At 71.8% G+C, this 24,016-nt stretch carries 21 protein-coding genes; 8 read left to right on the plus strand and 13 right to left on the minus strand.

Annotated features, from left to right (window positions below; translation table 11 throughout):
• Window position 1 precedes the first annotated feature (1 nt).
• Complete coding sequence (locus tag GJR97_RS03755; RefSeq protein WP_324613114.1) at window positions 2-655, plus strand: response regulator transcription factor; 654 nt, start codon at window positions 2-4, stop codon at window positions 653-655.
• Between the two features lies 1 nt (window position 656).
• Here the strand turns inward: GJR97_RS03755 and GJR97_RS03760 are convergent, their stop codons facing one another.
• The 4 genes from GJR97_RS03760 to GJR97_RS03775 all read right to left on the minus strand — a co-directional run bounded on the left by GJR97_RS03760 (window position 657) and on the right by GJR97_RS03775 (window position 4,549).
• Window positions 657-1,931: an MFS transporter gene (locus GJR97_RS03760; protein WP_324613115.1), complete on the minus strand. Its 1,275-nt coding sequence runs from the start codon at window positions 1,929-1,931 to the stop codon at window positions 657-659.
• A gap of 105 nt (window positions 1,932-2,036) precedes the next feature.
• Window positions 2,037-2,345 carry a thiamine-binding protein gene (locus GJR97_RS03765; RefSeq protein WP_154345150.1) on the minus strand — a complete coding sequence of 103 codons (309 nt, stop codon included), beginning with the start codon at window positions 2,343-2,345 and terminating at the stop codon, window positions 2,037-2,039.
• 43 nt (window positions 2,346-2,388) lie between these two features.
• The gene (locus GJR97_RS03770) at window positions 2,389-3,660 is read right to left on the minus strand and encodes a glycosyltransferase 87 family protein (protein ID WP_154345151.1); all 1,272 of its coding nucleotides are present in this window, start codon (window positions 3,658-3,660) and stop codon (window positions 2,389-2,391) included.
• A gap of 37 nt (window positions 3,661-3,697) precedes the next feature.
• On the minus strand, window positions 3,698-4,549 hold the full coding sequence (locus tag GJR97_RS03775) for an ADP-dependent NAD(P)H-hydrate dehydratase (RefSeq protein WP_154345152.1): 852 nt from the start codon (window positions 4,547-4,549) through the stop codon (window positions 3,698-3,700).
• Window positions 4,550-4,573: 24 nt separating this feature from the next.
• Between GJR97_RS03775 and GJR97_RS03780 the strand changes: the two genes are divergently transcribed.
• Both GJR97_RS03780 and GJR97_RS03785 read left to right on the plus strand, forming a co-directional pair.
• Window positions 4,574-5,218 (plus strand): HAD family hydrolase, encoded by a 645-nt coding sequence (locus GJR97_RS03780; RefSeq protein WP_154345153.1) that lies wholly within the window; start codon window positions 4,574-4,576, stop codon window positions 5,216-5,218.
• On the plus strand, window positions 5,215-6,351 hold the full coding sequence (locus GJR97_RS03785) for an NADH:flavin oxidoreductase/NADH oxidase (protein ID WP_154345154.1): 1,137 nt from the start codon (window positions 5,215-5,217) through the stop codon (window positions 6,349-6,351). The genes GJR97_RS03780 and GJR97_RS03785 overlap by 4 nt, the downstream gene beginning before the upstream one ends.
• A 36-nt stretch (window positions 6,352-6,387) precedes the next feature.
• Here the strand turns inward: GJR97_RS03785 and GJR97_RS03790 are convergent, their stop codons facing one another.
• The 4 genes from GJR97_RS03790 to guaB1 all read right to left on the minus strand — a co-directional run bounded on the left by GJR97_RS03790 (window position 6,388) and on the right by guaB1 (window position 10,839).
• Window positions 6,388-6,810: a VOC family protein gene (locus GJR97_RS03790; RefSeq protein WP_154345155.1), complete on the minus strand. Its 423-nt coding sequence runs from the start codon at window positions 6,808-6,810 to the stop codon at window positions 6,388-6,390.
• Between the two features lie 58 nt (window positions 6,811-6,868).
• Window positions 6,869-7,906: a hemolysin family protein gene (locus GJR97_RS03795; RefSeq protein ID WP_154345156.1), complete on the minus strand. Its 1,038-nt coding sequence runs from the start codon at window positions 7,904-7,906 to the stop codon at window positions 6,869-6,871.
• Window positions 7,903-9,264 (minus strand): hemolysin family protein, encoded by a 1,362-nt coding sequence (locus GJR97_RS03800; protein ID WP_154345157.1) that lies wholly within the window; start codon window positions 9,262-9,264, stop codon window positions 7,903-7,905. Before GJR97_RS03800 ends, GJR97_RS03795 begins: the two co-directional genes overlap by 4 nt.
• Window positions 9,265-9,399: 135 nt before the next feature.
• Complete coding sequence (gene guaB1 / locus GJR97_RS03805; protein ID WP_154345158.1) at window positions 9,400-10,839, minus strand: GMP reductase; 1,440 nt, start codon at window positions 10,837-10,839, stop codon at window positions 9,400-9,402.
• A gap of 257 nt (window positions 10,840-11,096) precedes the next feature.
• Here guaB1 and GJR97_RS03810 point away from each other — a divergent pair, with 257 nt between their 5' ends.
• The gene (locus GJR97_RS03810) at window positions 11,097-14,912 is read left to right on the plus strand and encodes a multifunctional oxoglutarate decarboxylase/oxoglutarate dehydrogenase thiamine pyrophosphate-binding subunit/dihydrolipoyllysine-residue succinyltransferase subunit (protein WP_229275948.1); all 3,816 of its coding nucleotides are present in this window, start codon (window positions 11,097-11,099) and stop codon (window positions 14,910-14,912) included.
• Between the two features lie 113 nt (window positions 14,913-15,025).
• Here GJR97_RS03810 and GJR97_RS03815 read toward each other — a convergent pair whose 3' ends face one another.
• The 3 genes from GJR97_RS03815 to GJR97_RS03825 all read right to left on the minus strand — a co-directional run bounded on the left by GJR97_RS03815 (window position 15,026) and on the right by GJR97_RS03825 (window position 18,337).
• Window positions 15,026-17,356, minus strand: coding sequence for an MMPL family transporter (locus GJR97_RS03815; RefSeq protein ID WP_154345160.1), 2,331 nt, complete (start codon window positions 17,354-17,356; stop codon window positions 15,026-15,028).
• Window positions 17,357-17,435: 79 nt separating this feature from the next.
• A complete protein-coding gene (locus tag GJR97_RS03820; protein WP_154345161.1) occupies window positions 17,436-17,693 on the minus strand; it encodes a zf-HC2 domain-containing protein in 258 nt (85 codons plus the stop codon).
• Entirely contained in the window at window positions 17,690-18,337 is a 648-nt protein-coding gene (locus GJR97_RS03825; protein WP_154345162.1) for a sigma-70 family RNA polymerase sigma factor, read from the minus strand. The genes GJR97_RS03820 and GJR97_RS03825 overlap by 4 nt, the downstream gene beginning before the upstream one ends.
• A gap of 107 nt (window positions 18,338-18,444) precedes the next feature.
• Between GJR97_RS03825 and aroA the strand changes: the two genes are divergently transcribed.
• The 3 genes from aroA (at window position 18,445) to bcp (ending at window position 21,417) form a co-directional block, all read left to right on the plus strand.
• On the plus strand, window positions 18,445-19,812 hold the full coding sequence (gene aroA / locus GJR97_RS03830) for a 3-phosphoshikimate 1-carboxyvinyltransferase (protein WP_154345163.1): 1,368 nt from the start codon (window positions 18,445-18,447) through the stop codon (window positions 19,810-19,812).
• Complete coding sequence (gene rsgA, locus GJR97_RS03835; RefSeq protein WP_154345164.1) at window positions 19,809-20,849, plus strand: ribosome small subunit-dependent GTPase A; 1,041 nt, start codon at window positions 19,809-19,811, stop codon at window positions 20,847-20,849. Before aroA ends, rsgA begins: the two co-directional genes overlap by 4 nt.
• Window positions 20,850-20,940: 91 nt before the next feature.
• On the plus strand, window positions 20,941-21,417 hold the full coding sequence (gene bcp, locus GJR97_RS03840; protein ID WP_154345165.1) for a thioredoxin-dependent thiol peroxidase: 477 nt from the start codon (window positions 20,941-20,943) through the stop codon (window positions 21,415-21,417).
• Between the two features lie 90 nt (window positions 21,418-21,507).
• Here bcp and GJR97_RS03845 read toward each other — a convergent pair whose 3' ends face one another.
• Window positions 21,508-21,921, minus strand: coding sequence for a hypothetical protein (locus tag GJR97_RS03845; RefSeq protein ID WP_154345166.1), 414 nt, complete (start codon window positions 21,919-21,921; stop codon window positions 21,508-21,510).
• A gap of 196 nt (window positions 21,922-22,117) precedes the next feature.
• Between GJR97_RS03845 and GJR97_RS03850 the strand changes: the two genes are divergently transcribed.
• Window positions 22,118-22,366 (plus strand): WhiB family transcriptional regulator, encoded by a 249-nt coding sequence (locus GJR97_RS03850; RefSeq protein ID WP_055859573.1) that lies wholly within the window; start codon window positions 22,118-22,120, stop codon window positions 22,364-22,366.
• A 144-nt stretch (window positions 22,367-22,510) separates the two neighbouring features.
• Here GJR97_RS03850 and GJR97_RS03855 read toward each other — a convergent pair whose 3' ends face one another.
• Complete coding sequence (locus GJR97_RS03855; RefSeq protein WP_324613118.1) at window positions 22,511-24,004, minus strand: sensor histidine kinase; 1,494 nt, start codon at window positions 24,002-24,004, stop codon at window positions 22,511-22,513.
• Window positions 24,005-24,016: the final 12 nt, after the last annotated feature.

The raw sequence follows: 24,016 nt of genomic DNA on the forward strand, positions 1-24,016 counted from the left end.
CGTGCCCGAACCCGAGCTGCCGCCCATCCGACTCGCCGTGGTCGACGATCACCGCATGCTGCTCGGTGCCCTCACCGAGTGGCTCCGCGGCGCGACCGACGACGTCGACCTCGTGGCCGCGGTGCCGTCGTGGTCCGAGCTCCTCGCCCACACGGAGTTCCCGGTCGACGTGGTGCTCCTCGACCTCGACCTCCGCGACAACATCCCGATCTCGATCAAGCTCTCGACGCTGAAGTCGGCCGGCGTACGCACGATGCTCATGAGCACGTACTCCGAGCCGGCGGTCGTCCGAGAGGCGCTCGGCGCCGGTGCGCTCGGCTACCTGGTGAAGTCGGAGCCCGTCGAGACGATCGTCGAGGCCATCCGCGCGGCGCGGAACGGCGACCAGTACCTGTCGCAGGAGCTCGAGGACGCACTGGAATCCGACGGCGCGGCACCGCGCCTCAGCGCGCAGGAGCGTCGCGTGATGGCGCTCTACGGCGCGGGCCAGCCGGTCAAGGCGGTCGCGTTCCAGCTCGGGATCTCGGAGGAGACCGCCAAGAGCTACCTGAAGCGGATCCGCGAGAAGTACCGCCTCGCAGGATACGACGTCGGGACGAAGGTGGCGCTCCGGAAGCGCGCGATCGCCGACGGCATCCTGCTGCAGTCCGAGTAGGTCAGTCGCCGATCGCGCCGAATGCGCCGGTCACCGAGGGCAGCGGGATGCCGCGGCGCCGGCGCGCCCGGTCGAGCGCGAACGTGCCGAGGGCGAGGATGCTGCCCGAAACCGTGAGCATGAGCCCGACCCAGACGGGGGCGACGTACCCGAGGCCCGCGGCGATGACGAGCCCGCCGAGGATGGCGCCGAGGCTGTTGCCGATGTTCAGCGCCGAGTGGTTCAGGGCGGCCGCGATCGACTGGCTGTCGCGTGCGACGTCCATGAGGCGCGCCTGGATCGTGGGCGAGAGCGCCGCCGCCGAGGCGCCGACGAGGAAGACGCCGACGGCCAGTCCGACCGGATGCTGCGCCGTGGCCCCGAGGAGGACGAGCGCGCCCGAGAGGGAGGCGAAGAACAGGTACATCGATCGCCGCACGCTCCAGTCCGCGAGGCGCCCGCCGACGACGTTGCCGATGGTCATGCCGAGGCCGAAGACGACGAGCACGATCGGCACCGCCCCGGTGGGCAGGCCGGTCACCTCGGTCGCGAGCGGGGCGACGTAGCTGTAGACCGAGAAGAGGCCGCCGAAGCCGACGGCGCCGATCGCGAGCGCGAACCACGCCTGGGTGCGTGTGAAGATGCGGAGTTCGCGCTTCATCGTCGCCGTGGGGTCGCCCGCCTGCCACGGCACCGCGACGGCGACGGCGACGAACGTGGCCACGAAGATCCCGGCGACGGCGAGGTAGGCGATGCGCCATCCCGCCTGCTGGCCCAGCCACGTGATGAGCGGGACGCCGATGACGTTCGCGATCGTGAGCCCGGAGAGCACGAGGGCGACGCCGCGGGCGCGCTTGCCCGGCCCCATGAGGCTCGCCGCGACGAGCGAGGCGATGCCGAAGTACGCCCCGTGCGGGAGCGCGGCGACGAAGCGCGCGGCGACGACGAGCTCGAACGTGGGCAGGAGCGCCGACGCGATCGTGCCGAGGCTGAACGCGGCGAGCAGTGCGAGCAGCAGCCGCTTGCGCGGCCACCGGGCGGCGGCCGCGGCGATGGTCGGTGCGCCGACGACGACGCCGAGCGCGTAGGCGGAGATGATCCAGCCGGCGGCGGCGTTCGCGGCATCCGTCGACTCCGCGGACAGGCTCGGCAGCAGGTCGGCGGCCATGTCGGGCAGGAGGCCCATGGCGACGAACTCGGTCGCGCCGATGCCGAAGCCGCCCATCGCGAGCGCGAGGAGGGCGAAGCGGATGCGGGCCGGCGACGGCGTCGTCGGCCCGTTGGAGTCGGGGGTCACCGTTCGATCATCGCACGGATCGAATCGATTCGACAATCCGTGGTGGCTCCCTCGATGCCGGTCCCCCGACGCCGTCGAGGCAACGAGCCCGGATCTCGCGCGGGCTCAGCCGTCGTTCTCGATGGCGGCCTCGAGCCGATCGACCTTCGCGTCCAACTCGCCCGAGTACCCGGGTCGGATGTCGGCCTTGAGCACGAGCGAGACCCGCGAGCCGTACTCGGCGACCGCGTCGCACGCGTCCCTCACGACCCGCATGACCTCGTCCCACTCCCCCTCGAGCTCGGTGAACATCGAGGTCGTGCGATTCGGCAGTCCGGATTCGCGCACGATCCGCACCGCGGCAGCCACCGCGTCGTGCACGGATCCGTCGCTCCGTCCGGTTCCACTCGGTGCGACCGAGAACGCCACCAGCATGCGAGTTCCTCCCTGGGGTCGACGGCGCCCGGGGCGCCGGAGGTCACGACGCCGTTCGGGGGCGCCGATCGCTCCCAGCCTGCCACACCGCGCGGACCGACCATCCGAGCAGCACGAACAGGAGCACGACCTTGACCGTGAGCAGCAGGACGAATCCCGGGTTCGCGATGAGCAGCCACGCGTACCAATACGGGTAGACGACGTGCGTGAGCACCGCGATGGCAGCCGCGATCGACGCCGGCGTGATGAAGCGGGACCCTCCGAGCGCGATGCCGAGCACGACCGGCGCCGCGAGCCACGTGACGAACTGCGGCGACCCCACCTTGTTCGCGAGGATGAGGACGACGGTGAACGCGACCGCGAGCGGTGGCAGCAGGGCGCCGACGTGCGCGCCGCGGCGCGCCGACCGCACCCCCGCCGCGAGCACGGCGGCGAGGCCCAGCACCATGAGCGGAGTGGTGGTCGCGGCCGCGACATCCGCACCCGGACCCTCGATCTGGAAGGTGAGGATGTCCTGGTCGTACACGATGGTCGCCGCGTCGGTCCCGGCGACGATCCACCACAGCCAGATCACCGCGAGCGGCGCCTCGATCTGCAGGCCGCGCCCGGCCTGCTCGGCGACGAAGCCGAGCGCGTTCGCGCCCGATCCGGCGATCAGGCTCACCCCGAGGATCCCGATCGACAGCGTCGCGGCGACCGTGAACACGTCGAATCGGCGCCGGAGCGCCACGAGCATCGCCGCGACGAGCGCGGCCGGCCACACCTTGATCCACGTCGCGACGGTGACGAGCACCGCGGCCACGCGGGGCCGCCCCGCCGCCCAGAGCAGGCCGACGAGCGCGAACGGCACGGTCACGGCATCGATGCGGCCGAGCGCGATCGGACCGAGTGCCGCGAGGAAGCCCAGCCACCACCAGGCCGCCGCCCGGCGTCGCCGGGAGACGAACCCCCGACCGAGCAGCACCGAGAAGGCGATCGCGTCGAGGACGGTCACCATGCCGAGCCAGGTCACCCCGTACCAGGCCGACCCGAACGCGAGCGCGGCCGTCATGGGCGCGAACGCGAGGATCGGGTACACCCAGGGCGAGTCGATGCCCATGCGCAGGAAACCCTGCTGCGCGGTCTCGGCCCAGACCCGGTACACCGCGGTGACGTCGCCGAGGGGCCATCCGGGCGCGAACAGGTTCAGCAGTGCGAGCCCGAGATGCACCGCCCCGAACGCGACCCAGAGGGCGGCGCGCCCGCCGAGGCGCGAGGGAATCCGACGCGGGCCCCCCGGCCGGTGCCCCGCGACATCGGTGCCGGACTCCGCCATGGCATCCGAGCCTAGCCGCGCGAGCGGCGGGACCGGCTCACCGACGGAGCAGGCCGCCGACGACGGCGGGCACCGCGTGCGCCACGTCGAGCGCGGTCACCGGGCCGCCGTCCCAGGCCTCGCTCGCGCGCCGCGCCGCCTCCGAGTGGACGAGGGCCGCCGTCGCGGCGAGATGCGTGATCGCCGCGGCATCGCGCGCGAGACGCTCGTGGTGCGTGGCCGCGAGTGCGCCGATGATGCCGCCGAGGACGTCACCGGTGCCGGCACTCGCGAGCCAGTGCGTCGACGCGGTCACGGTGAGCCGGGTCCCGTCGGGATCGCACACGTGCGTGACGGCCCCCTTCAGCAGGACCGCGACCTGGAGTTGGTGAGCCGTGCGCTCGGCCCATCCGGGCGGATCGGCGTCGATCTCCTCGACGGTGCACGGGGTCTCCCGGTCGTGCAGCAGCCGGGCGAGCTCGCGGCTGTGCGGCGTGATCACGGTCGGCCCCGTGTGCGACCCGACGAGGTCGAGCCCGCCGGCATCGAGGACGCAGGGCAGCCCCGACGCCAGCGCATGCTGGAGTTCGCCTGCGAGCCTGAACGAGCGGTTCGTCGAGTCCATGCCCGAGCCGAGCAGCCACGCCTGCACGCGTCCCGCCACGGCGACCGTCTCGGGTCGGGCGGCGAGCACCGCCTGGCGCACGGGCCGCGGGCCCGTGAAGCGCACCATGCCGACTCCGGCGCGGTGGGCGGCCTCCACCCCGAGCACGGCCGCACCGGGATAGTCGGCCGAGCCGGTGATGACCCCGAGGACGCCCCGGCGGTACTTGTCGTCGTCCGCGCCCGGCTCGCTCAGCCAGTCGGATGCGTCGTCGGCGGTCCATTCGCGCCACGTGCCGGTTGCCATGCTCCCAACGATAGGTTGATGGGCATGCCTGCGACCATTCCCGCGCCGATCGCCCTGTCGCCCCGAGTGGTGGTCTTCGACTACGGCGAGGTGATCTCGCGTTCGCCCTCCGAGGCCGATCGCGCCGCGCTCCTCACGCGGGCGGGCATCGCTGGCGACGGCGCCGAGGCGTTCTGGACCGCCTACTGGGCTCATCGCGACGAGCTCGACCGCGGGACGCTCGCGATCGCCGACTACTGGGCGAGGGTGGCGGACGACCTCGGCGCGGAGTGGACCGAGGTGGACCGCCACGAGCTCTGGGCGATCGACCACCGCGGCTGGCTCAGCGTGGACCCCGCGACGCTCCGCATCCTGCACGCGCTCCGCGCCGGCGGGACGCGCCTCGCCCTGCTCTCGAACGCCGGGGCCGACTTCGGCGGCTGGCTGCGCCACGGCTCGTTCGCGCCGCTCTTCGACGCCGTGTTCGTGAGCGGCGAGCTCGGCATGGTCAAGCCCGAGGGCGAGATCTTCCGGCTGGTGATGCGCGAGCTCCGCATCGCGCCCGAACAGCTGCTCTTCGTGGACAACAAGTCCGTGAACGTCGACGGCGCGACGGCGGTCGGCGGCACCGGGCACGTGTTCACGGGTGCCGTCGGCCTCGAGTCGTGGCTCCGGGGACTCGCCGCATGATCCGCGACGACCGGGTCGCCGCCGTCGAGCACGACGGCACCCCGGCCCTCTTCCGCCCGATCCGCATCAGGGGTCTCGAGATCCGCAACCGGATCTGGGTGCCGCCGCTCTGCCAGTACTCGGTGACCGAGCGCGACGGCGTCCCGCACGACTGGCACCTCGTGCACCTCGGCTCCATGGCGGCCGGGGGCGCCGGACTGGTCATCGCCGAGGCGACCGCGGTGAGTCCCGACGGGCGCATCTCGGACTACGACACCGGCATCTGGAACGACGCCCAGGCGGACGCGTGGGCGCGCATCACCCGGTTCCTCCGATCGCAGGGTGCCGCCTCGGGGATCCAGCTCGCGCACGCCGGCCGCAAGGCCTCGGTGTGGCCGGAGACCGTGGACCGGCGGGGCTCCCAGCCGATCGAGGAAGGCGGCTGGACCACCGTGGCTCCATCGCCGATCGCGTTCGACGGCCTGCGGGCGCCGGTGGCGCTCGACGAGGCGGGCATCCGCGGCGTGATCGAGGACTTCCGGGCGGCCGCTCGGCGCGCGGTCGAGGCGGGCTTCGACGTCGTCGAGGTCCACGCCGCGCACGGCTACCTGGTGCACCAGTTCCTGTCACCGCTCTCGAACCTCCGAGGCGACGACTGGGGCGGCGACCTCCGCGGCCGGGCACGACTGCTCCTGGAGATCGTGCGCGCGGTGCGCGCCGAGATCGGCGAGCGGATGCCCATGTTCGTGCGCTTCTCCGCGACCGACTGGGCACCGGGCGGATGGGACGAGGAGCAGACCTCCACCGTGGCCGGATGGGCCGCGGAGGCGGGCGCCGACTTCTTCGACATCTCGACCGGAGGGCTCGTCCGCGACGTGCGCATCCCGGTCGGCCCGGCCTACCAGGCCGCGCACGCGGAGTTCGTCCGCGGGCGGGCCGGCGTGTCGGTCTCGGCCGTGGGACGGATCACGACGCCCGAGCAGGCCGAGCGCCTCGTGGCATCCGGCGCCGCCGACGCCGTCATGTTCGGCAAGGCGATGATGCGCGACCCGCACCTCGCGCTGCGCGCCGCGAACGAACTCGGCGCGAGCGCGTCGGTCTGGCCGCCGCAGTACCGCCGGGCGAGGCCGGAGGTCAACGACGGCGAGTTCTGAGGCGCTCGAGTCCGGGCGCCGGGCGCGTGGCGGAGGTCAGGCGGACGCCGCGGCGAGCATCTCCCTCGCCTGATCGAGCGAGACGGCGGTCGGCTGCGCGATCGAGAGGATGTTGCCCTCGCTGTCGTCGAACCAGGCTCCGCGCTCGCCCTCCTGTTCCACCACGCCGTTCTCGGTCTTGAGGCCCGGCATGTCGTAGTCGTGGAACACGACGCCCTTGGACCGGAGCTCGGCCATGTCGCGGTCGAGGTCGTCGGTCATGATGGCGAGCGCCGTGGCGCGATTCGTGCCGGCGAACTCGGACTCGTACACGAGCACGCCGACGCCGCCCACGACGTACGTCGCGCCGCCCATGTCGGTCGACACCGGATCAAGGCCGAAGACATCGTGCCAGAACCGCTGCGCCCGTTCGAGGTCGGACGCTGCGAGCACGGCCATCGTCATCGAGTTCTCAAACATGAGACCACCTCATCTCTCGGAGACGCTGCGAGTCTACGCCGACCGGGTCGCGCCCGCGTCACCCCCTCCGGGTGGCATCCTGCACCTCGCCGACGAGTTCTTCGATGATGTCCTCGAGGAAGATGACGCCGGTCGTCCGCCCCTGCTCGTCGAACGCACGCGCCAGGTGCGTCCCGAGTCGGCGCATGCTGGCGAGCGCGTCCTCGAGATCGGTGCCGTCGAAGATCGAGACCACCCTGCGAACGCGCTTGGCGGGGATCGGATCATCGAACTCGTCGTCGTCGAGGTCGATGACGTCCTTCAGGTGGACGTACCCGACCGGCTCGCCGTCTCCGCCGGCGAGCACGTAGCGCGAGAAGCCGCGCCGCGCGACCGCGCGCTCGACGTCGGCGGGCGCGGCATCCGCCGGCAGGCAGACCAGCTCGTCCATCGGCACGGCGATGTCGCGCACCTTCTTGGTCGTGAACTCGAACGCCGCCGTCAGCGTCCCGCTCGCATCCACCAGGACGCCCTCGCGCCGCGACTGCACGACGATCGTCTGGACCTCCTCGAGCGTGAACGTCGAGGTCGCCTCGCTCTTGGGCTGCACGCCGAAGAGCCGGAGCACGCCGTTGGCGGTCGCGTTCAGCGCGACGATGACGGGCCGGAAGATCCGGGCGGTGAACACCAGCGGCGGGGCGAGGAGGAGCACCGCACGATCCGGCAGCGAGAACGACAGGTTCTTCGGCACCATCTCGCCGAGGACCACGTGCAGGTACGAGACCAGCAGGAGCGCGATCACGAACGCGATCGTCGACACCACCTCGGGCGACCACCCGGTCAGCTCGAGTGGGACCTCGAGCAGGTGGTGGATCGCGGGCTCCGACACCGTGAGGATCAGCAGCGAGCAGATCGTGATGCCGAGCTGGCTCATCGCGAGCATGAGCGTCGCGTGCTCCATCGCCCACAGCGCGGTCTTCGCACTGCGGCTCCCCTGCTCGGCGAGCGGTTCGATCTGCGAGCGGCGCGCGGAGATGACCGCGAACTCGGCGCCCACGAAGAACGCGTTGCCGAGCAGCAGCACGAACAGCCAGGCCAGTCCCGCCCAGTCGCTCATCGGCCCGCCTCCCTCGCGTCGTCGCCGACGACGGCGGCCTCCCGGGCGGCATCCGCCTGGGTCGGCACCGTCGCGGGCGAGAACTGGATCCGGTCGATGCGACGCCCGTCGAGCCGCTGCACGCGGAACGTGCCGCCTTCGACCTCGACCTCGTCGCCGACGACCGGCAGCCGCCCGAGCGTCGCCATCACGTACCCGGCGACCGTCTCGTACGCGCCGTCCTCCGGCACGCGGATGCCGGTGCGGTCGAGCAGCTCGTCAGGTCGCAGGATCCCGGGGAAGCTGACGAACTCGCCCCGTCGGACCACCCCCGCCCGCGTGCGGTCGTGCTCGTCGGAGACTTCGCCGACGAGCTCCTCCACGAGGTCCTCGAGCGTCGCGACGCCGGCCGTGCCGCCGTACTCGTCGACCACGACGGCCATCTGGTAGCCGCGACCGCGGAGCTCGCCGAGGAGCGCGTCGAGCTTGATCGTCTCCGGGACGCGGAGCGCGTCGGACTGCAGCGCCGACGCCGGCACGACGTCCCGCTTCTCGCGGGGCACGGCGACCGCCTGCTTGACGTGCACGATGCCCACGACGTCGTCGAGGTCCTCGTCGTACACGGGGAAGCGGCTGAACCCGGTCTGCCGCGCCAGCTCGAGCACGGCCTCCGCCGGTTCGGTGCGCTGCACCGCGGCGACTCGCGGACGCGGCGTCATGACGTCGGAGGCGTCGTGCTCGGAGAAGCGCAGCGTGCGCCCGAGCAGCGTCGCGGTGTCCTGCTCGAGCAGGCCGGCGCTCGCCGACCGCCGCACGAGGCTCGAGAGCTCCTCCGCCGAGCGGGCGCCGGAGAGCTCCTCCTTCGGCTCGATGCCGACGAGGCGCAGCAGGCGGTTCGCACTGCCGTTCAGCACGGTGATCGCCGGCCGGAAGACCCACGTGAAGGCGGTCTGGAACGGCATCACGACCTTCGCGGTCCGCCGCGGCAGGGCGAGCGCGAAGTTCTTCGGCACGAGCTCGCCGATGATCATCGACAGCAGGGTCGCGACGACGACGGCCGTGATCGCGCCGACGGGCCGGATCAGCGCTTCGGGCAGGCCGATTCCCGCGAGCGGGCCGGCGAGCAGCGACGAGATCGCCGGCTCCATCGTGTAGCCGGTGAGCAGCGTGGTCAGCGTGATGCCGAGCTGCGCGCTGGAGAGGTGCGTCGAGGTGATCTTGAGGCCCTCGATGGTGAGCCCGAGGCGGGTCTCGCCCCTGGCGCGCCGGGCCTCGAGGTCGGCGCGATCGAGGTTCACGAGCGCGAACTCGCTCGCAACGAAGAGGCCCGTGCCGACGGTGAGGAGGAATCCGATGCCGAGGAGTACCCACTCAGACATCCGCACCTCCGCGCGCGGTCACGGGCGAGGGTCTATGGCAGGGCGAGGTCGCAGAGGGAGGGTCGTCCATGGTCGACCCAGTATATCCGCGGATGCCACGTGCTCCCCGAGCCGTAACGGGGCCGTCACACGCGCCTACCAGCTGACCGGGAGCGCCTTGCCCTCCTCGTAGCCGGCTGCGGACTGGATGCCGACGAGCGCACGCTCGCGGAACTCCGGCACGCTGCGCGCACCCGCGTAGGTGAACGAGCTCCGAACCCCCGAGGTGATCATGTCGAGCAGGTCCTCGAGCGACGGGCGCAGCGGGTCGAGGTAGATCGCCGACGACGAGATGCCCTCCGCGAACAGCTCCTTCCGGGCGAGCTCGTAGGCGGAGAGCCGGCCGAAGCGCTCCTTGACCGCCTTCGTCGAGGCCATCCCCCAGCTCTCCTTGAACACGCGTCCCTCGGCGTCGCGTCGGAGCGTCCCCGGCGCCTCGATGGTGCCCGCGAACCAGGAGCCGATCATGACGGATGCCGCGCCGGCGGCGAGCGCGAGCGCAACGTCGCGAGGGTACCGCACGCCCCCGTCCGCCCAGACGGCCGCGCCGTGCTCGCGCGCGGCCTCCGAGGTCTCGAGCACCGCGGAGAACTGCGGCCGTCCGACGGCCGTCATCATGCGCGTGGTGCACATGGCGCCGGGGCCGACTCCGACCTTCAGCACGTCGGCGCCCGCCTCCACGAGGTCGGCGACCGCGTCGGCCGTGACGATGTTCCCGGCGACGATCGGAATGCCGAGGTCCGCGGCGCGGACGGTGCGAACCGCGTGGATCATGCCCTCCTGATGGCCGTGCGCCGTGTCCACGACGAGCATGTCGACGCCCGCCGCCGCCAGCGCGCGCGCCTTGGCCTCGACGTCCCCGTTGATGCCGATCGCCGCCGCGACGCGGAGGCGGCCGGAGGCATCCGTGTTGGGCTCGGAGACCGTGCCGCGCAGGGCGCTGCGGCGGCTCAGCGTGCCGATCACCCGCCCGTGCTCGAGGATCGGCGCGAAGTCGATGCCGGCGTCGACCATGAGGTCGAACGCCCGGCGCGGGGTGTCGACGTCGTCGGCGTCGAGCGACGGGATGGCGCCGTGGACGAGGTCGCCGAGCCGGGCGTCGGGCAGCGCCGTCGCGAGGCGCGTGGCCGGGATCGTGCCGGCGTAGCGGCCGTCGTCGCCATGGAGCACGATGCCGTGGCCCTCGACGGGCGGCAGCACCTCGAGGGCGTCGGCGACGGTGCGGTCCGCGGAGAACGCGTGCGGCACGTCGAAGCGCGCCGGGCGGGACTTCACCCACCGGATCGCGTCGTCGAGCTCCTGGAGCGGGAGGTCCTGCGGCAGCACGCCGATCCCGCCACGGCGCGCGAGGGTCGCCGCCAGCCTCGGACCGGTCACCGAGTTCATGTTCGCGGAGACGATCGGGATGCTCGCCCCGGACCCGTCGTCCGGCGCGAGCGACACGTCGAGCCGGCTCGTCACGCCGGACCGGCTCGGCACCAGGAAGACGTCGGAGTACGTGAGGTCGTGCCGCGGCGTCGTGCGATAGAACTCCATGCCCACAGGCTATGCCTCGCGGGTCCGAGCGGGGTCCCGGCCGGGACCCCGCCGCGCGCGCTGGGAGGATGCTGCGATCCCCGTCGCGCATCCGCTGCACGGTGCCGAGCGCCGTCGGAAGGGGTTTAGGCTTGTGTGGGCGTTCCGCGTCGTGCTGCGCGCCACGCCAGAGGTGAGCATCCATCAATGGAGAGAGTGGGCGAAAGGCTGTGTCGAGCCAATTGACCGGGTCGGGATCCGACGAGACGACGTCGGCGATGTTCGGAGCCAACGAGTGGCTCGTGGACGAGATGTACGAGCGGTTCCTCGCCGACCCCAGTTCGGTGGACGAGACCTGGCGCGAGGTGCTCGAGCACTACCGTCAGGTGCGCACCGGTGAGAACGCCGCGACGCCCGCCGCCGCGCCCGCGATGCCCGACGAGACGGCGCTGCACAGCGCGGCGAGCGAGCAGGCGGATGCCGCCCAGGCGGCCCCCGCCGCTCCGGCCGCGCCCGTCGAGCGGCCCGCCGGCTCCGAGGCGCCCGCCGCCCCGACGTCCGAGGCGGCCGCACCGGCCGCCGGTGCCGCGCCGGCCGACCAGCCCGCGGCGTCCCCGAACGCTCCGGCCACCGCCCCGAACGCCGTGATCGGCCAGGCCCCGGCAGCACGGACCACCTCGGTCGCACCGCGCACCGCCCCGGTACCCGCCGACGTCCCCGTGACGAGCCCCCAGCAGAAGGCCGACGTGGGCGAGCGCGAGGACGAGGTCCTCCCGCTCAAGGGCCTGCCGAAGACCCTCGCGGCGAACATGGACGCGTCGCTCACCGTGCCCACCGCGACGAGCGTGCGCACCGTGCCGGCGAAGCTCATGATCGACAACCGGATCGTGATCAACAACCACCTCCGCCGCACCCGCGGCGGGAAGGTGTCCTTCACGCACCTCATCGGGTGGGCGCTCATCCAGGCGCTGAAGGACTTCCCGAGCCAGAACGTCTACTACTCCGAGGTGGACGGCAAGCCCGCCCTCGTGAAGCCCGCGCACATCGGCCTCGGCATCGCGATCGACATCCCGAAGCCCGACGGCACCCGCGCGCTCCTCGTGCCCGCGATCAAGCGTGCCGAGACGATGACCTTCAACGAGTACCTCGGCGCGTACGAGGACCTCGTCTCCCGGGCGCGCAAGAACAAGCTCACCGCCGACGACTTCAAGGGCGCGACGATCTCGCTCACGAACCCGGGCGGCATCGGCACGGTGCACTCCGTGCCGCGCCTCATGAAGGGCCAGGGCTGCATCATCGGCGCCGGCGCGCTCGAGTACCCGGCCGAGTTCCAGGGGGCCAGCGAGAAGACGCTCGCGAACCTCGCGATCGGCAAGACCATCACGCTCACCTCCACCTACGACCACCGTGTCATCCAGGGCGCCGGTTCGGGCGAGTTCCTGAAGAAGGTGCACGAGCTGCTCATCGGCGACCGCAACTTCTACCAGGACATCTTCGCGGCCCTCCGCCTGCCGTACGAGCCGATCAAGTGGAACGCCGACATCTCGGTCGACATCGCCAGCGCGATCGACAAGACCGCCCGCGTGCAGGAGCTGATCAACTCCTTCCGCGTCCGCGGCCACATGATGGCCGACATCGACCCGCTCGAGTACGTGCAGCGCTCGCACCCCGACCTCGACATCGAGAGCCACGGCCTGACCTTCTGGGACCTCGACCGCGAGTTCGTCACCGGCGGCTTCGGCGACAAGCGGACCGCGCTCCTCCGCGACATCCTCGGCGTCCTCCGCGACTCGTACTGCCGGACCATCGGCATCGAGTACATGCACATCCAGGACCCGGTGCAGCGCCGGTGGATCCAGCACCAGGTCGAGCGCAAGTACGAGAAGCCGACGCACGACGAGCAGATGCGCATCCTCGGCAAGCTCAACGAGGCCGAGGCGTTCGAGACGTTCCTGCAGACCAAGTACGTCGGGCAGAAGCGCTTCAGCCTCGAGGGCGGCGAGTCGATGATCGCGCTCCTCGACGAGGTGCTGCAGGGCGCCGCGAAGGAGGGCCTCGACGAGGTCGCCATCGGCATGGCCCACCGCGGCCGGCTGAACGTGCTCACGAACATCGCGGGCAAGACCTACGGCCAGGTCTTCCGCGAGTTCGAGGGCACGCTGGACTCCAAGGCCTTCTCCGGGTCGGGCGACGTGAAGTACCACCTCGGCACCGAGGGCACCTTCACCGCCGACGACGGCCAGCAGGTCCCGGTCTCGCTGGCGGCGAACCCGTCGCACCTCGAGGCCGTCGACGGCGTGCTCGAGGGCATCGTCCGCGCGAAGCAGGACCGCAAGCCCGTCGGCACGTACTCGGTGCTCCCGATCCTCGTCCACGGCGACGCGGCGATGGCCGGCCAGGGCGTGGTGGTCGAGACCATGCAGATGTCGCAGCTGCGCGCGTACCGGACGGGCGGCACCATCCACCTCGTGGTCAACAACCAGGTCGGCTTCACCACCGTCCCGGGCGACGCGCGCTCGTCGATCTACTCGACCGATGTGGCGAAGGCCATCCAGGCGCCGATCTTCCACGTGAACGGCGACGACCCCGAGGCCGTGGTCCGCGTCGCGGAGCTCGCGTTCCGCTACCGCCAGGAGTTCAAGCGCGACGTCGTCGTCGACCTGGTCTGCTACCGGCGTCGCGGCCACAACGAGGGCGACGACCCCTCGATGACGCAGCCGCTCATGTACAACCTCATCGAGGCCAAGCGCTCGGTCCGAAAGCTCTACACGGAGGCGCTCGTCGGTCGCGGCGACATCACCGAGCAGGAGTACGAGGAGGCGCACCGCGACTTCCAGGACCGCCTCGAGCGGGCCTTCGCCGAGACGCATGCGGCGCAGACCGGGTCGATCCCGATCGTCGGCGGCCAGGCGCACGTGGCGGAGCCGGTCTCCGGCGAGCTGGAGACGACGGGCGTGTCGACCGAGGTCGTCCACGCGATCGGAGACGCCTTCAACAACAAGCCCGAGGGATTCACCGTCCACCCCAAGATCCAGCAGCTGCTGGCCAAGCGACAGGACATGAGCCGCAACGGCAAGGTCGACTGGGGCTTCGGCGAGCTGCTCGCGCTGGGTTCGCTGCTGCTCGAGGGCACCCCGGTCCGCCTCGTCGGCCAGGACGCGCGCCGGGGCACGTTCGTGCAGCGCCACGCGGTGCTCCACGACCGCGTGAACGGCCAGGAGTGGCTGCCGCTGCAGTACCTCGGCGACCAGCAGGCACGCTTCTGGATCTACGACTCGCTGCTCAGCGAGTACGCGGCGATGGGCTTCGAGTACGGCTACTCGGTCGAGCGGGCCGACGCGCTCGTGATGTGGGAGGCGCAGTTCGGCGACTTCGCGAACGGCGCGCAGACCATCATCGACGAGTTCATCTCGTCGGCCGAGCAGAAGTGGGGCCAGCGCTCGAGCGTCGTCCTCCTGCTCCCCCACGGCTACGAGGGCCAGGGTCCCGACCACTCGAGCGCCCGCATCGAGCGCTACCTGCAGATGTGCGCCGAGGACAACATGACCGTCGCCCGCCCGTCGACGCCCGCGTCGTACTTCCACCTGCTCCGCCGCCAGGCCTACCAGCGCCCGCGCCGGCCGCTCGTCGTGTTCACCCCGAAGGCGATGCTGCGCCTCCGCGGAGCGACGAGCGAGGTCGAGGACTTCACGCAGGGCCGCTTCGAGCCGGTGATCGACGACGCTCGGATCAGCGACAAGGCCGCCGTCAAGCGGGTCGTGTTCATGGCCGGCAAGCTCTACTACGACCTCCTCGCCGAGCTCGAGAAGAACCCGAACCCCGAGGTCGCGCTCGTGCGCCTGGAGCAGTACTACCCGCTGCCCGCCGCCGAGCTGAAGGCCGTCGCCGACGGCTACCCGGACGCCGAACTCGTGTGGGCGCAGGACGAGCCCGAGAACCAGGGCGCGTGGCCGTTCTTCATCATCGAGACGAACAAGCTCGGTCCGCGGGAGGTCCGGCTCGTGGCCCGCACCGCGGCGGCGTCCCCCGCGACCGGGTCCGCGAAGCGGCACGCCGCCGAGCAGGCCGACCTGATCAAGCGGGCGCTCTACTAGGCCGCGACGCGCCGAGAACGAGACGAGCGGATGCCTCCCCCCGGGGGCATCCGCTCGTCTCGTTCGGCACCGGCTCGGCCGACCCGGTCCGGACCGGGTCGGCCGCACCCGGATCAGCCGGTCTCGACCGGCACGCGGTCGGTCCGCTCGCCCTCGCCCGCCGGCGGGACCTCGTCGGGCTCCGCGGCATCCGTCGGCGCCGCGTGGGCGCCATGCCGGCGTTCCTCCCGCGCCAGGCGGCTCGGCCACCAGATCGCACGCCCGATGTCGTACGAGGCGGCGGGCACGAGGAGCGTCCGGACCAGGAACGTGTCGAGCAGCACGCCGAAGGCGACGATGAACGAGATCTGGGCGAGGAAAAGGATCGGCAGGACGCCGAGCGCGGCGAACGTCGCAGCGAGCACGAGGCCGGCCGAGGTGATCACGCCGCCCGTGAGCCGGAGCCCCCTGAGGATCCCCTCGCGCGTCCCGTGCTTCGCGGCCTCCTCGCGCACGCGCGTCATCAGGAAGATGTTGTAGTCGACGCCGAGCGCGACGAGGAACACGAAGCCGAAGAGCGGAACCGACGGGTCGGCCCCGGAGAAGCCGAACACGTACTCGAAGACCAGCGCCGAGACGCCGAGCGCGGCCGCGAACGAGACCACGACGCTCGCGATGAGGATGAGCGGCGCGACGACCGCGCGCAGCAGCAGCATCAGGATCGCGAGGATCGCGAGCAGCACGAGCGGGATGATGAGTCGCTGGTCGGCGATCGCGGCCTCGTTCGTGTCGAGCGCGACGGCGGTCGGACCGCCGACGAGCACGTCCTCGCCGACGTCGTCGAGGCCCGTCCGGAGTTCGACGACCGTGGCCTCGGCCTCGGCCGAGTCGGCCGGGTCGTCGAGCGTGGCCTGGAGCAGCACGGCGCCGTCGACCACGGTGGGGTCGGGTGCGGGGGTTCCCGGCGGACCGAACGCCTGGATGCCCTCGTCGGTCACGGGTGCGCTGCCTGCCGGCGAGTCGGCCGAGAGCACGGCGACGGATGCCACGCCCGGAGTGTCGAGCGCGACGTCGGCCATCGCCTGGAGGTCCTCCTCCGGCCCGATGATGACGGCCGGAGTGCCGGAGCCGCCCGGGAAGTGCTCGCTGACCAGTTCCTGCCCGTCGCGCGCCTGCGACTCGCCGAGGACGAACTCGCTCGACGGCACGCCGTCGGCGTCGAGCCGGACCAGGCCCAGCGCCATGACGCCGAGCAGGACCGTCGAGAGGATCCACACCGTCCGGGGGCGCCCTGAGACCAGGCGCCCGATGGCGCCCCAGAGGCCGCGTTCCGCGGACTCCTCGGCGTCGACGGGAGCCGCGTGCCTGCCCTGCTCGGCATCCGGCGCGGCCGACTCGGCGCGGGCGATGCGCCGCGGCCAGAACGCGACCCGCCCGGCCCAGAGCAGCAGGGCCGGCAGCAGCGTGAGCGCGGCGAGCATGGCGAACACGATGCCGATGGCCGCGACGGGCCCCAGGATCTTGTTCGAGTTCAGTTCGGACGCGAGCAGGATGAGCAGGCCGACGATGACCGTGCCGGCCGAGGCCGCGATCGGCTCCCACGCGCCCTTCAGGGCCGCCCACGTCGCATCCCACTTCGTCCCGTGCTGCGAGAGCGCCTCGCGGTAGCGGGCGATGTACAGCAGTGCGTAGTCGGTCGCGGCGCCGATCACGAGGATGAAGAGGATCCCCTGGGTCTGTCCGGAGAGCAGCAGCAGGTCGGCCTTCGCGAGCTGCACGACGGTGAACACCGACGCCGTCAGCGCGGTCACGCTCGTGAAGAGGACGATGATCGGCAGGAGCGGCGAGCGGTAGACGATCACGAGGATGACGAGGACCGCGAGGAGCGCGACGGCCAGGAGCAGGCCGTCGATGCCCGAGAACGCCGCGGCCAGGTCGGCCGTGAAGCCCGCGGGACCGGTGACGGCCGCCGTCGTGCCCTCGACGGGCGACTCGTCGAGCAGTTCGCGCACGGTTTCGACCGTGGCGCCCGAGCCCTCCTCGCCCTCGCCGGGCGCGATCGAGGCCACGAACTGCGCCGCCTCGCCGTCGTCCGACGGGATCACCGGAGACGTCTCGTCCGCGACGACGCCGTCGATGTCGAGCACGTCCTCCCGGAGGGCCTCGATGTCGGCGAGCTGGGATCGGGACAGGTCGGATCCGTCGTCGGACGCGACGATCACGATCGCCGGGACGTTCTCCGAGTCGCGGAACCCGTCCTGCAGCTCGTTCACCTCGGTCGCCTCCGCCGACGCGGGGAGGAAGGACGCCTGGTCGTTCTGCTGCACGTCGGAGAGCCCGCCGAACGCGGCGCCTCCGGCGCCGAACAGGGCGAACCAGACGAGGATCAGGACGGCGGGGATCAGGACTCGAAGCCAGACGGGGACGCGACCCCCGGGACGTTTCGCGACGGCATGCTCGTTCATCGTGCTCGACGCTACGGAACGGCCGCATCCGCGCGCGTCCATCGAAAGTTCGGAACCCGGCACGGCCGGGCGCGCCGACTCAGTCGGCCAGGACGTCGTGTCCGGACTGGACCGCGCGGATGCGCGTCAGCACGACCGCACGGAGTTCCTCGGGCGCGCTCTCGCGGCACGCCCGCTGCACGACCTCGGTGATCGCGACGCCGACGCGCAACTCGCTCCGGCAGTCCTCGCAGTTCGCCACGTGCTCGCGGATGTCGGCGGCATCCTCGCTGCACAGCTCGTTGTGCAGGTACTCCTCGAGCTCGGCCTTCGCCTTGTCGCAGCCGCAGTCGGTCATCTCGCGCTCCTGGTGGATCGGGCCGCCGGCTGCGTCGCGGCGAATCCGCGCTCGCTGGCGTAGTCGGCGAGGGACTCGCGGAGCATCCGCCTGCCACGGTGCAGGCGGCTCATCACGGTCCCGATCGGGGTGTTCATCATGTCGGCGATCTCCTGGTAGGAGAACCCCTCGACGTCGGCGAAGTAGACGGCCAGCCGGAAATCCTCGGGGAGCGCCTGCAGGGCGTCCTTCACGGCGGAGTCGGGCAGGTGGTCGATCGCCTCCGCCTCCGCCGATCGGCTCGTCGCCGCGGTGGTCGACTCGGCGCCGCCGAGCTGCCAGTCCTCGAGGTCGTCGATCGTGCCCTGGTAGGGCTCGCGCTGCTTCTTCCGGTACGTGTTGATGAACGTGTTGGTGAGGATCCGGTACAGCCACGCCTTCAGGTTCGTGCCCTGCTTGAAGGAGGCGAAGGCGGCGTACGCCTTCACGAACGTCTCCTGGACGAGGTCCTGCGCGTCGGCGGGGTTCTTCGTCATGCGCAGGGCGGCCGCGTACAGCTGGTCGATGAACGGCAGCGCCTGCTCCTCGAACAGCGCGCCGAGATCGCGCGTCTCATCGTCGGGCCGGGTCGCCTCGGCCGGGGTCGCAGTGTCGTCGGCGCTCATCAGGGGCCATCCTAGATCGTGGGTCTCCGAGGCGACTGGGCGATCGAGTACCGCGAGTGACACGCACCGACTCCTTCCTGCTCACCGGACGCTACTGTTGGTAACCGATGCAGATATCGAGGTATTCCGCGCCGGAGTTCGATCCGTACGGCGACAACCGCCAGACCGAGACGGATGACGGGTGGCGCGCGCCCGTGGCATCCGCCCCGCTCTCGGCCACGCTCTCGCTTCCCGGATCGAAGTCGCTCACGAACCGCGAACTGGTCCTCGCGGCCCTCGCCGACGGGCCCTCCACGCTCCGCGCCCCGCTCTGGTCGCGCGACAGCGAGCTCATGGTCGAGGGCCTGCGAGCCCTCGGCGTCGGGTTCGAGCGGATGCCGGGCGCCGGCGGGTTCGGCGACGACCTTCGCGTGACGCCCGCCGACGAGCTGTTCGGCTCGACCACGATCGACTGCGGCCTCGCGGGGACGGTCATGCGGTTCCTGCCGCCCGTGGCGGCCCTGGCGCTCGGGCCGACGACCTTCGACGGCGACGCGGCGGCATATCGTCGCCCGATGCGGGGCGTCATCGAGGGCCTGCGCGGCATCGGCGTCGACCTCGACGACGACGGCCGCTGGGCGCTGCCGTTCACGGTGCACGGCACCGGCCGGGTCGAGGGCGGCGAGCTCACGATCGACGCGTCGGCGTCGAGCCAGTTCGTCTCCGGACTGCTGCTGTCGGCCGCGAGGTTCGAGCGCGGCCTCGACCTCGAGCACGCGGGCGAGCGGCTGCCGAGCCTGCCGCACATCGAGATGACGATCGACACCCTCGTGCGTCGCGGTGTCGAGGTCGATCAGCCCGCGGTCGGCCGCTGGCGCGTGGCACCCGGGCCGATCGCAGCCCGCGACGTCGACATCGAGCCCGACCTCTCGAACGCCGCGCCGTTCCTCGTCGCCGCGCTGGTCGCGGGCGGATCGGTGACCATCACCGGCTGGCCCGACGAGACGACCCAGGTCGGCGCGCAGCTCGCCGACCTGCTGCCCCGCTTCGGCGCGCGCGTCGAACGGGCGGGCGACCGCCTGACCGTGCACGCGCCGGCGGCCAGCGGCGGCGGCCGCGGCATCCGCGGCGTCGACCTCGACCTGTCCGAGGCGGGTGAGCTCGTCCCGAACCTCGTGGCGCTCGCGGCCTTCGCCGACGGACCGAGCACGATCACGGGCATCGGCCACATCCGCCACCACGAGACCGACCGCCTCGCCGGACTCGCGGCCGAGCTGAACGGCCTCGGCGGGCGGGTCACCGAACTCGAGGACGGCCTGCGCATCGAGCCGGCGCCGCTGCACGGCGGCGAATGGAAGGCGTACGAGGACCATCGCATGGCGACCACCGGCGCGATCGTGGGGCTCGCGATCGACGGCGTCGTCGTCGACGACATCGGGTCGACCTCGAAGACGCTCCCCCAGTTCACCGAACTCTGGGGGCGGATGCTCGGATGAGCTGGTGGGACACGGACGACGAGGACGAGGAGTACGAGGAGTACGACGAGGCCGACGTCCGGGTCCGCCCGAACCGCCGCGGAAGCCGCCCCCGCACCAAGGTGCGCCCGGAGCACGCCGACGCCGAGACGGGATTCGTGCTCGGCGTCGACCGGGGTCGCTACTCCCTCCTCGTCGACGAGGGGACCGACGACGAGCGCGAGATCACCGCGGCGAGGGCGAGCGAGCTCAGGCGCAAGTCGGTGGTGACCGGCGACCGCGTCGACCTCGTCGGCGACACGTCGGGCGACGAGGGCACGCTCGCCCGGATCGTCCGCATCCAGGAGCGCACGACCCTCCTCAGGCGCAGCGCCGACGACACCGATGCCGTCGAGCGGGTCATCGTCGCGAACGCCGACCAGATGCTCATCGTCATCGCCGCGGCGAACCCCGAGCCGCGCGTCCGGCTCGTCGACCGCTACCTCGTCGCCGCATACGACGCGGGCATCGCCCCGCTCGTGTGCGTGACGAAGACCGATCTCGCGGACCCGGGACCCTTCCTCGCGAACTTCGCCGGGCTGGATCTCCCCGTCTTCCTCAGCCGCACCGACGCCATGCCGCTCGAGACGATCTCCGAGCGCCTCGTCGGACACCGCACGGTGTTCGTCGGCCACTCGGGCGTCGGCAAGTCGACCCTCGTGAACGCGCTCGTGCCCGACGCCAATCGCGCAACCGGGCGCGTGAACGTCGTGACGGGTCGCGGCCGGCACACGTCCTCGTCGACGGTGTCGCTCCGCCTCGACCACGACGGCCGCACGGGGTGGGTCATCGACACGCCCGGCGTCCGCTCGTTCGGCCTCGGACACGTCGACCCCGCCAACATCCTCGGCGCGTTCGCCGACCTGGCCCGCATCGCGGAGGACTGCCCGCGCGGGTGCACGCACCTCCCCGACTCCCCCGACTGCGCGATCATCGAGGCCGTCCGGGCCGGTGAGCTCGGCGAGACCGGGCGCGTGCGACTCGACTCGCTCCAGCGCCTGCTCGCGACCTTCGCCTGACGCAGGCGTCCGCCGGGCGCGCGGGGCGGATGCCCGGCGGCCGCGGCCCGAGCGGCACGCGGCATCCGTCGCCCTGCCTACGATTGAGGGCATGACCGACGTTCGACTCGCCGCAGGCGACCTCGCGCCCGACTTCACGCTCCCCGACCAGGACGGCTCGCCCGTGACCCTCTCCTCGCTCCGCGGGCAGCGGGTCGTGCTCTACTTCTACCCCGCAGCCATGACGCCCGGCTGCACGACCGAGGCGTGCGACTTCCGCGACAGCCTCAACTCGTTCGCCGGCGCCGGAGTGCGCGTCGTCGGCGTCTCGAAGGACGACGTCGCGAAGCTCAAGGAATTCGCCGAGCGCGACGGCCTGAACTTCCCGCTGCTCTCGGACACCGACCTCGCGGTGCAGCAGGCGTACGGCGCCTGGGGCGAGAAGCAGCTCTACGGCAAGACCGTGACGGGCTCGATCCGCTCGACGTTCCTCATCGACGAGGAGGGCCGGGTCGCCAAGCCGATGTACAACGTCAAGGCGACGGGGCACGTCGCCCGGATCCGCAAGGAGCTCGGCCTGGACGGCTGAGCCCGACGCCTCCCGCGCCCGCACGGGCGGCCGTCGCACGCTGCGACGGCCGCCCGTCGGCGGCGTCTCCGCATGCGCGCGTCGTCCGGCTCAGCGGACCGCCGCGTCCTCGGGCCGTGCGTACAGGTCGCGCACGGGCGGCCAGAGCAGCAGGCCGATCACGGTGATCGCCGGAACGAGCAGCACCCAGCCCACGTCGGGTCGCGCGAAGAGGCCCTGGAACGCGCCGACGGCGATCGAGAGCTGGAGCACCTGCCACACGATCGCGGCCGCGCGCGACCACGGGGCCCTGCGCACGGATGCCACGGCGATCGCGCTCACCCAGGCGGCGGCGATCGCGACGACCACCACGAGCGCGACGGCCGTCGCGAACGAGGACGGCTCCAGTACGAGCAGGTCGACCACCAGCCACACGAGGACCGCGAGGAGCGCTCCGGCCTCGGCGAAGAGCAGCGCGACGACGGTCACGAAGGCGGCGCGCACGCCGCTCGCATTCACAGGCATCTCCCGAAGAGCACTCTTGATTCGCTTCCCACGCTATGCGACCATTTATGAGGCCGAATTGATGCTCACAGGGACGTGAGCCGATCGCTTCCCACGATCCTACTTCCCGAGATTCGGCTTTCCCCCTGCAGCACCGCCGGTTCCCGGCTGCGCACGCGTGCGTCCGCTGCGAACCGATGAAACAAGGAGCATCTACATGGATTGGCGCGACAAAGCCGCCTGCCTGACGGCCGACCCGGAACTCTTCTTCCCCGTCGGCAACACCGGTCCGGCTGTCGACCAGATCGAGAAGGCCAAGGCGGTCTGCGCCCGATGCACCGTCACCGAGATCTGCCTGCAGTACGCCCTCGAGACCGGTCAGGACTCGGGCGTCTGGGGAGGTCTCAGCGAGGATGAGCGCCGCGCCCTGAAGCGCCGCGCGGCTCGCGCCCGTCGCGCCGGCTGAGACCCGGCGCGCACCGCGCACCCGGGCTCCGACGACCCGAGGTCGTCCCCGACGGAGCCGATCCCCCGAGGGTCGCGCAGCTCCCCGCAGCACCCGGACCGGACGGCACCCGCGATCGCGCGGGTGCCGTTCGCATGTCCGCGGTCAGGGCTTGGTGATCCAGCGCAGCGGGACCTCGATGGTCACCTCGGTGCCGCTGCCGACGACCGTGTGCCAGTCGATCGTCCCGCCGAGCTCGCCCTGGATGAGGGTGCGCACGATCTGCGTGCCGAGGCCCTCGCCGACCTTGCCCTCGGGCAGGCCCGACCCGCTGTCGCGCACCTGGACGATGAGCTGCGTCTCCGAACGGTTCGCGATGACCTCCACGTCGCCCTCCTGACCGGCCAACCCGTGCTCGACGGCGTTCGTCACGAGCTCGGTGAGCGCGAGCGCGAGCGGCGTCGCGTACTCGCTCGGCAGCACGCCGAACGTCCCGGACTTCTTCGGGTGCGCCGTCGTGTTGTGCGCCGCCGCGACCTCGGCGACGAGCAGCAGCGCCCGGTCGAACACCTCGTCGAAGTCCACGTTCTGCGTGAGCCCCTCGGAGAGGGTGTCGTGCACGACCGCGATCGCGCCGACGCGGCGCATCGCCTGCGTGAGCGCATCGCGGGCCTCGTCGGAATGGGTGCGGCGTGCCTGGATCCGCAGGAGCGACGCCACCGTCTGCAGGTTGTTCTTGACGCGATGGTGGATCTCGCGGATGGTCGCGTCCTTGGTGATGAGCTCCTGCTCCTGGTGGCGGAGCTCGGTGACGTCGCGCGTGAGCACGATCGCGCCCGTCCGCTCGCCGCGGCGCCGGATCGGGATGGCACGCAGGGACACGGTGACGCCGCGGGACTCGACGTCGGTGCGCCACGGCGCCCGCCCCGTCACCACCAGCGGGAGCGATTCGTCGACGTCGAGCTTGCCGCTGAGCAGGCGCGTCGCGACCTCTGCGAGGGACTGCCCCTCGAGCTCGTCGTCGAAGCCCATGCGGTTGAACGCCGAGAGCGCGTTGGGGCTCGCGAACGTCGTCACGCCGTCCACGTCGAGCCGGATCAGGCCGTCGGAGGCACGGGGTGCGCCGCGACGGGGTCCGGTCGGCGCCCCGAGGTCGGGGAAGTCGCCCGAGGCGATCATCTGGAACAACTCGTCCGCGCAGTCGTTGAACGTGAGCTCCTGCCGACTGGGTGTCCGCGTCGAGCCGAGGTTGGTGTGCCGGGTGATGACGGCGACCGGATCGGGCGCGAGCGCCGTGCCCGTCACCGACAGGCGACGCATCACGGGCACCGCGCGCACGCGCGTGGGCATCTCCTCGTACCAGTCCGGCGCGGACGACTCCTGGATCCGGCGGGCAGCGAAGGCCTCCGAGACGAGGTCCCGCCACTCGCTCCGGATGCCCTGCCCGACGAAGTCGCGATAGAACAGCGTCGCGGCGCTCGACGGGCGCGAGTGGGCCACGGCGACGAAGCCGTCGTCGCCGGACGGCACCCACAGCACGATGTCGGCGAAGGCGAGGTCGGCGAGCAGCTGGAGGTCGCCGACGAGCATGTGCAGCCAGTCGACGTCGGCCTGGCTGCTGCGCCCCTGGGCGAGGACGAGGTCACTGAGGGTCGACACGGGTCAAGCGTA

The sequence above is a fragment of the Agromyces kandeliae genome, from assembly GCF_009674665.1.
In the GTDB taxonomy this organism is placed as follows: Bacteria; Actinomycetota; Actinomycetes; order Actinomycetales; family Microbacteriaceae; genus Agromyces; species Agromyces kandeliae.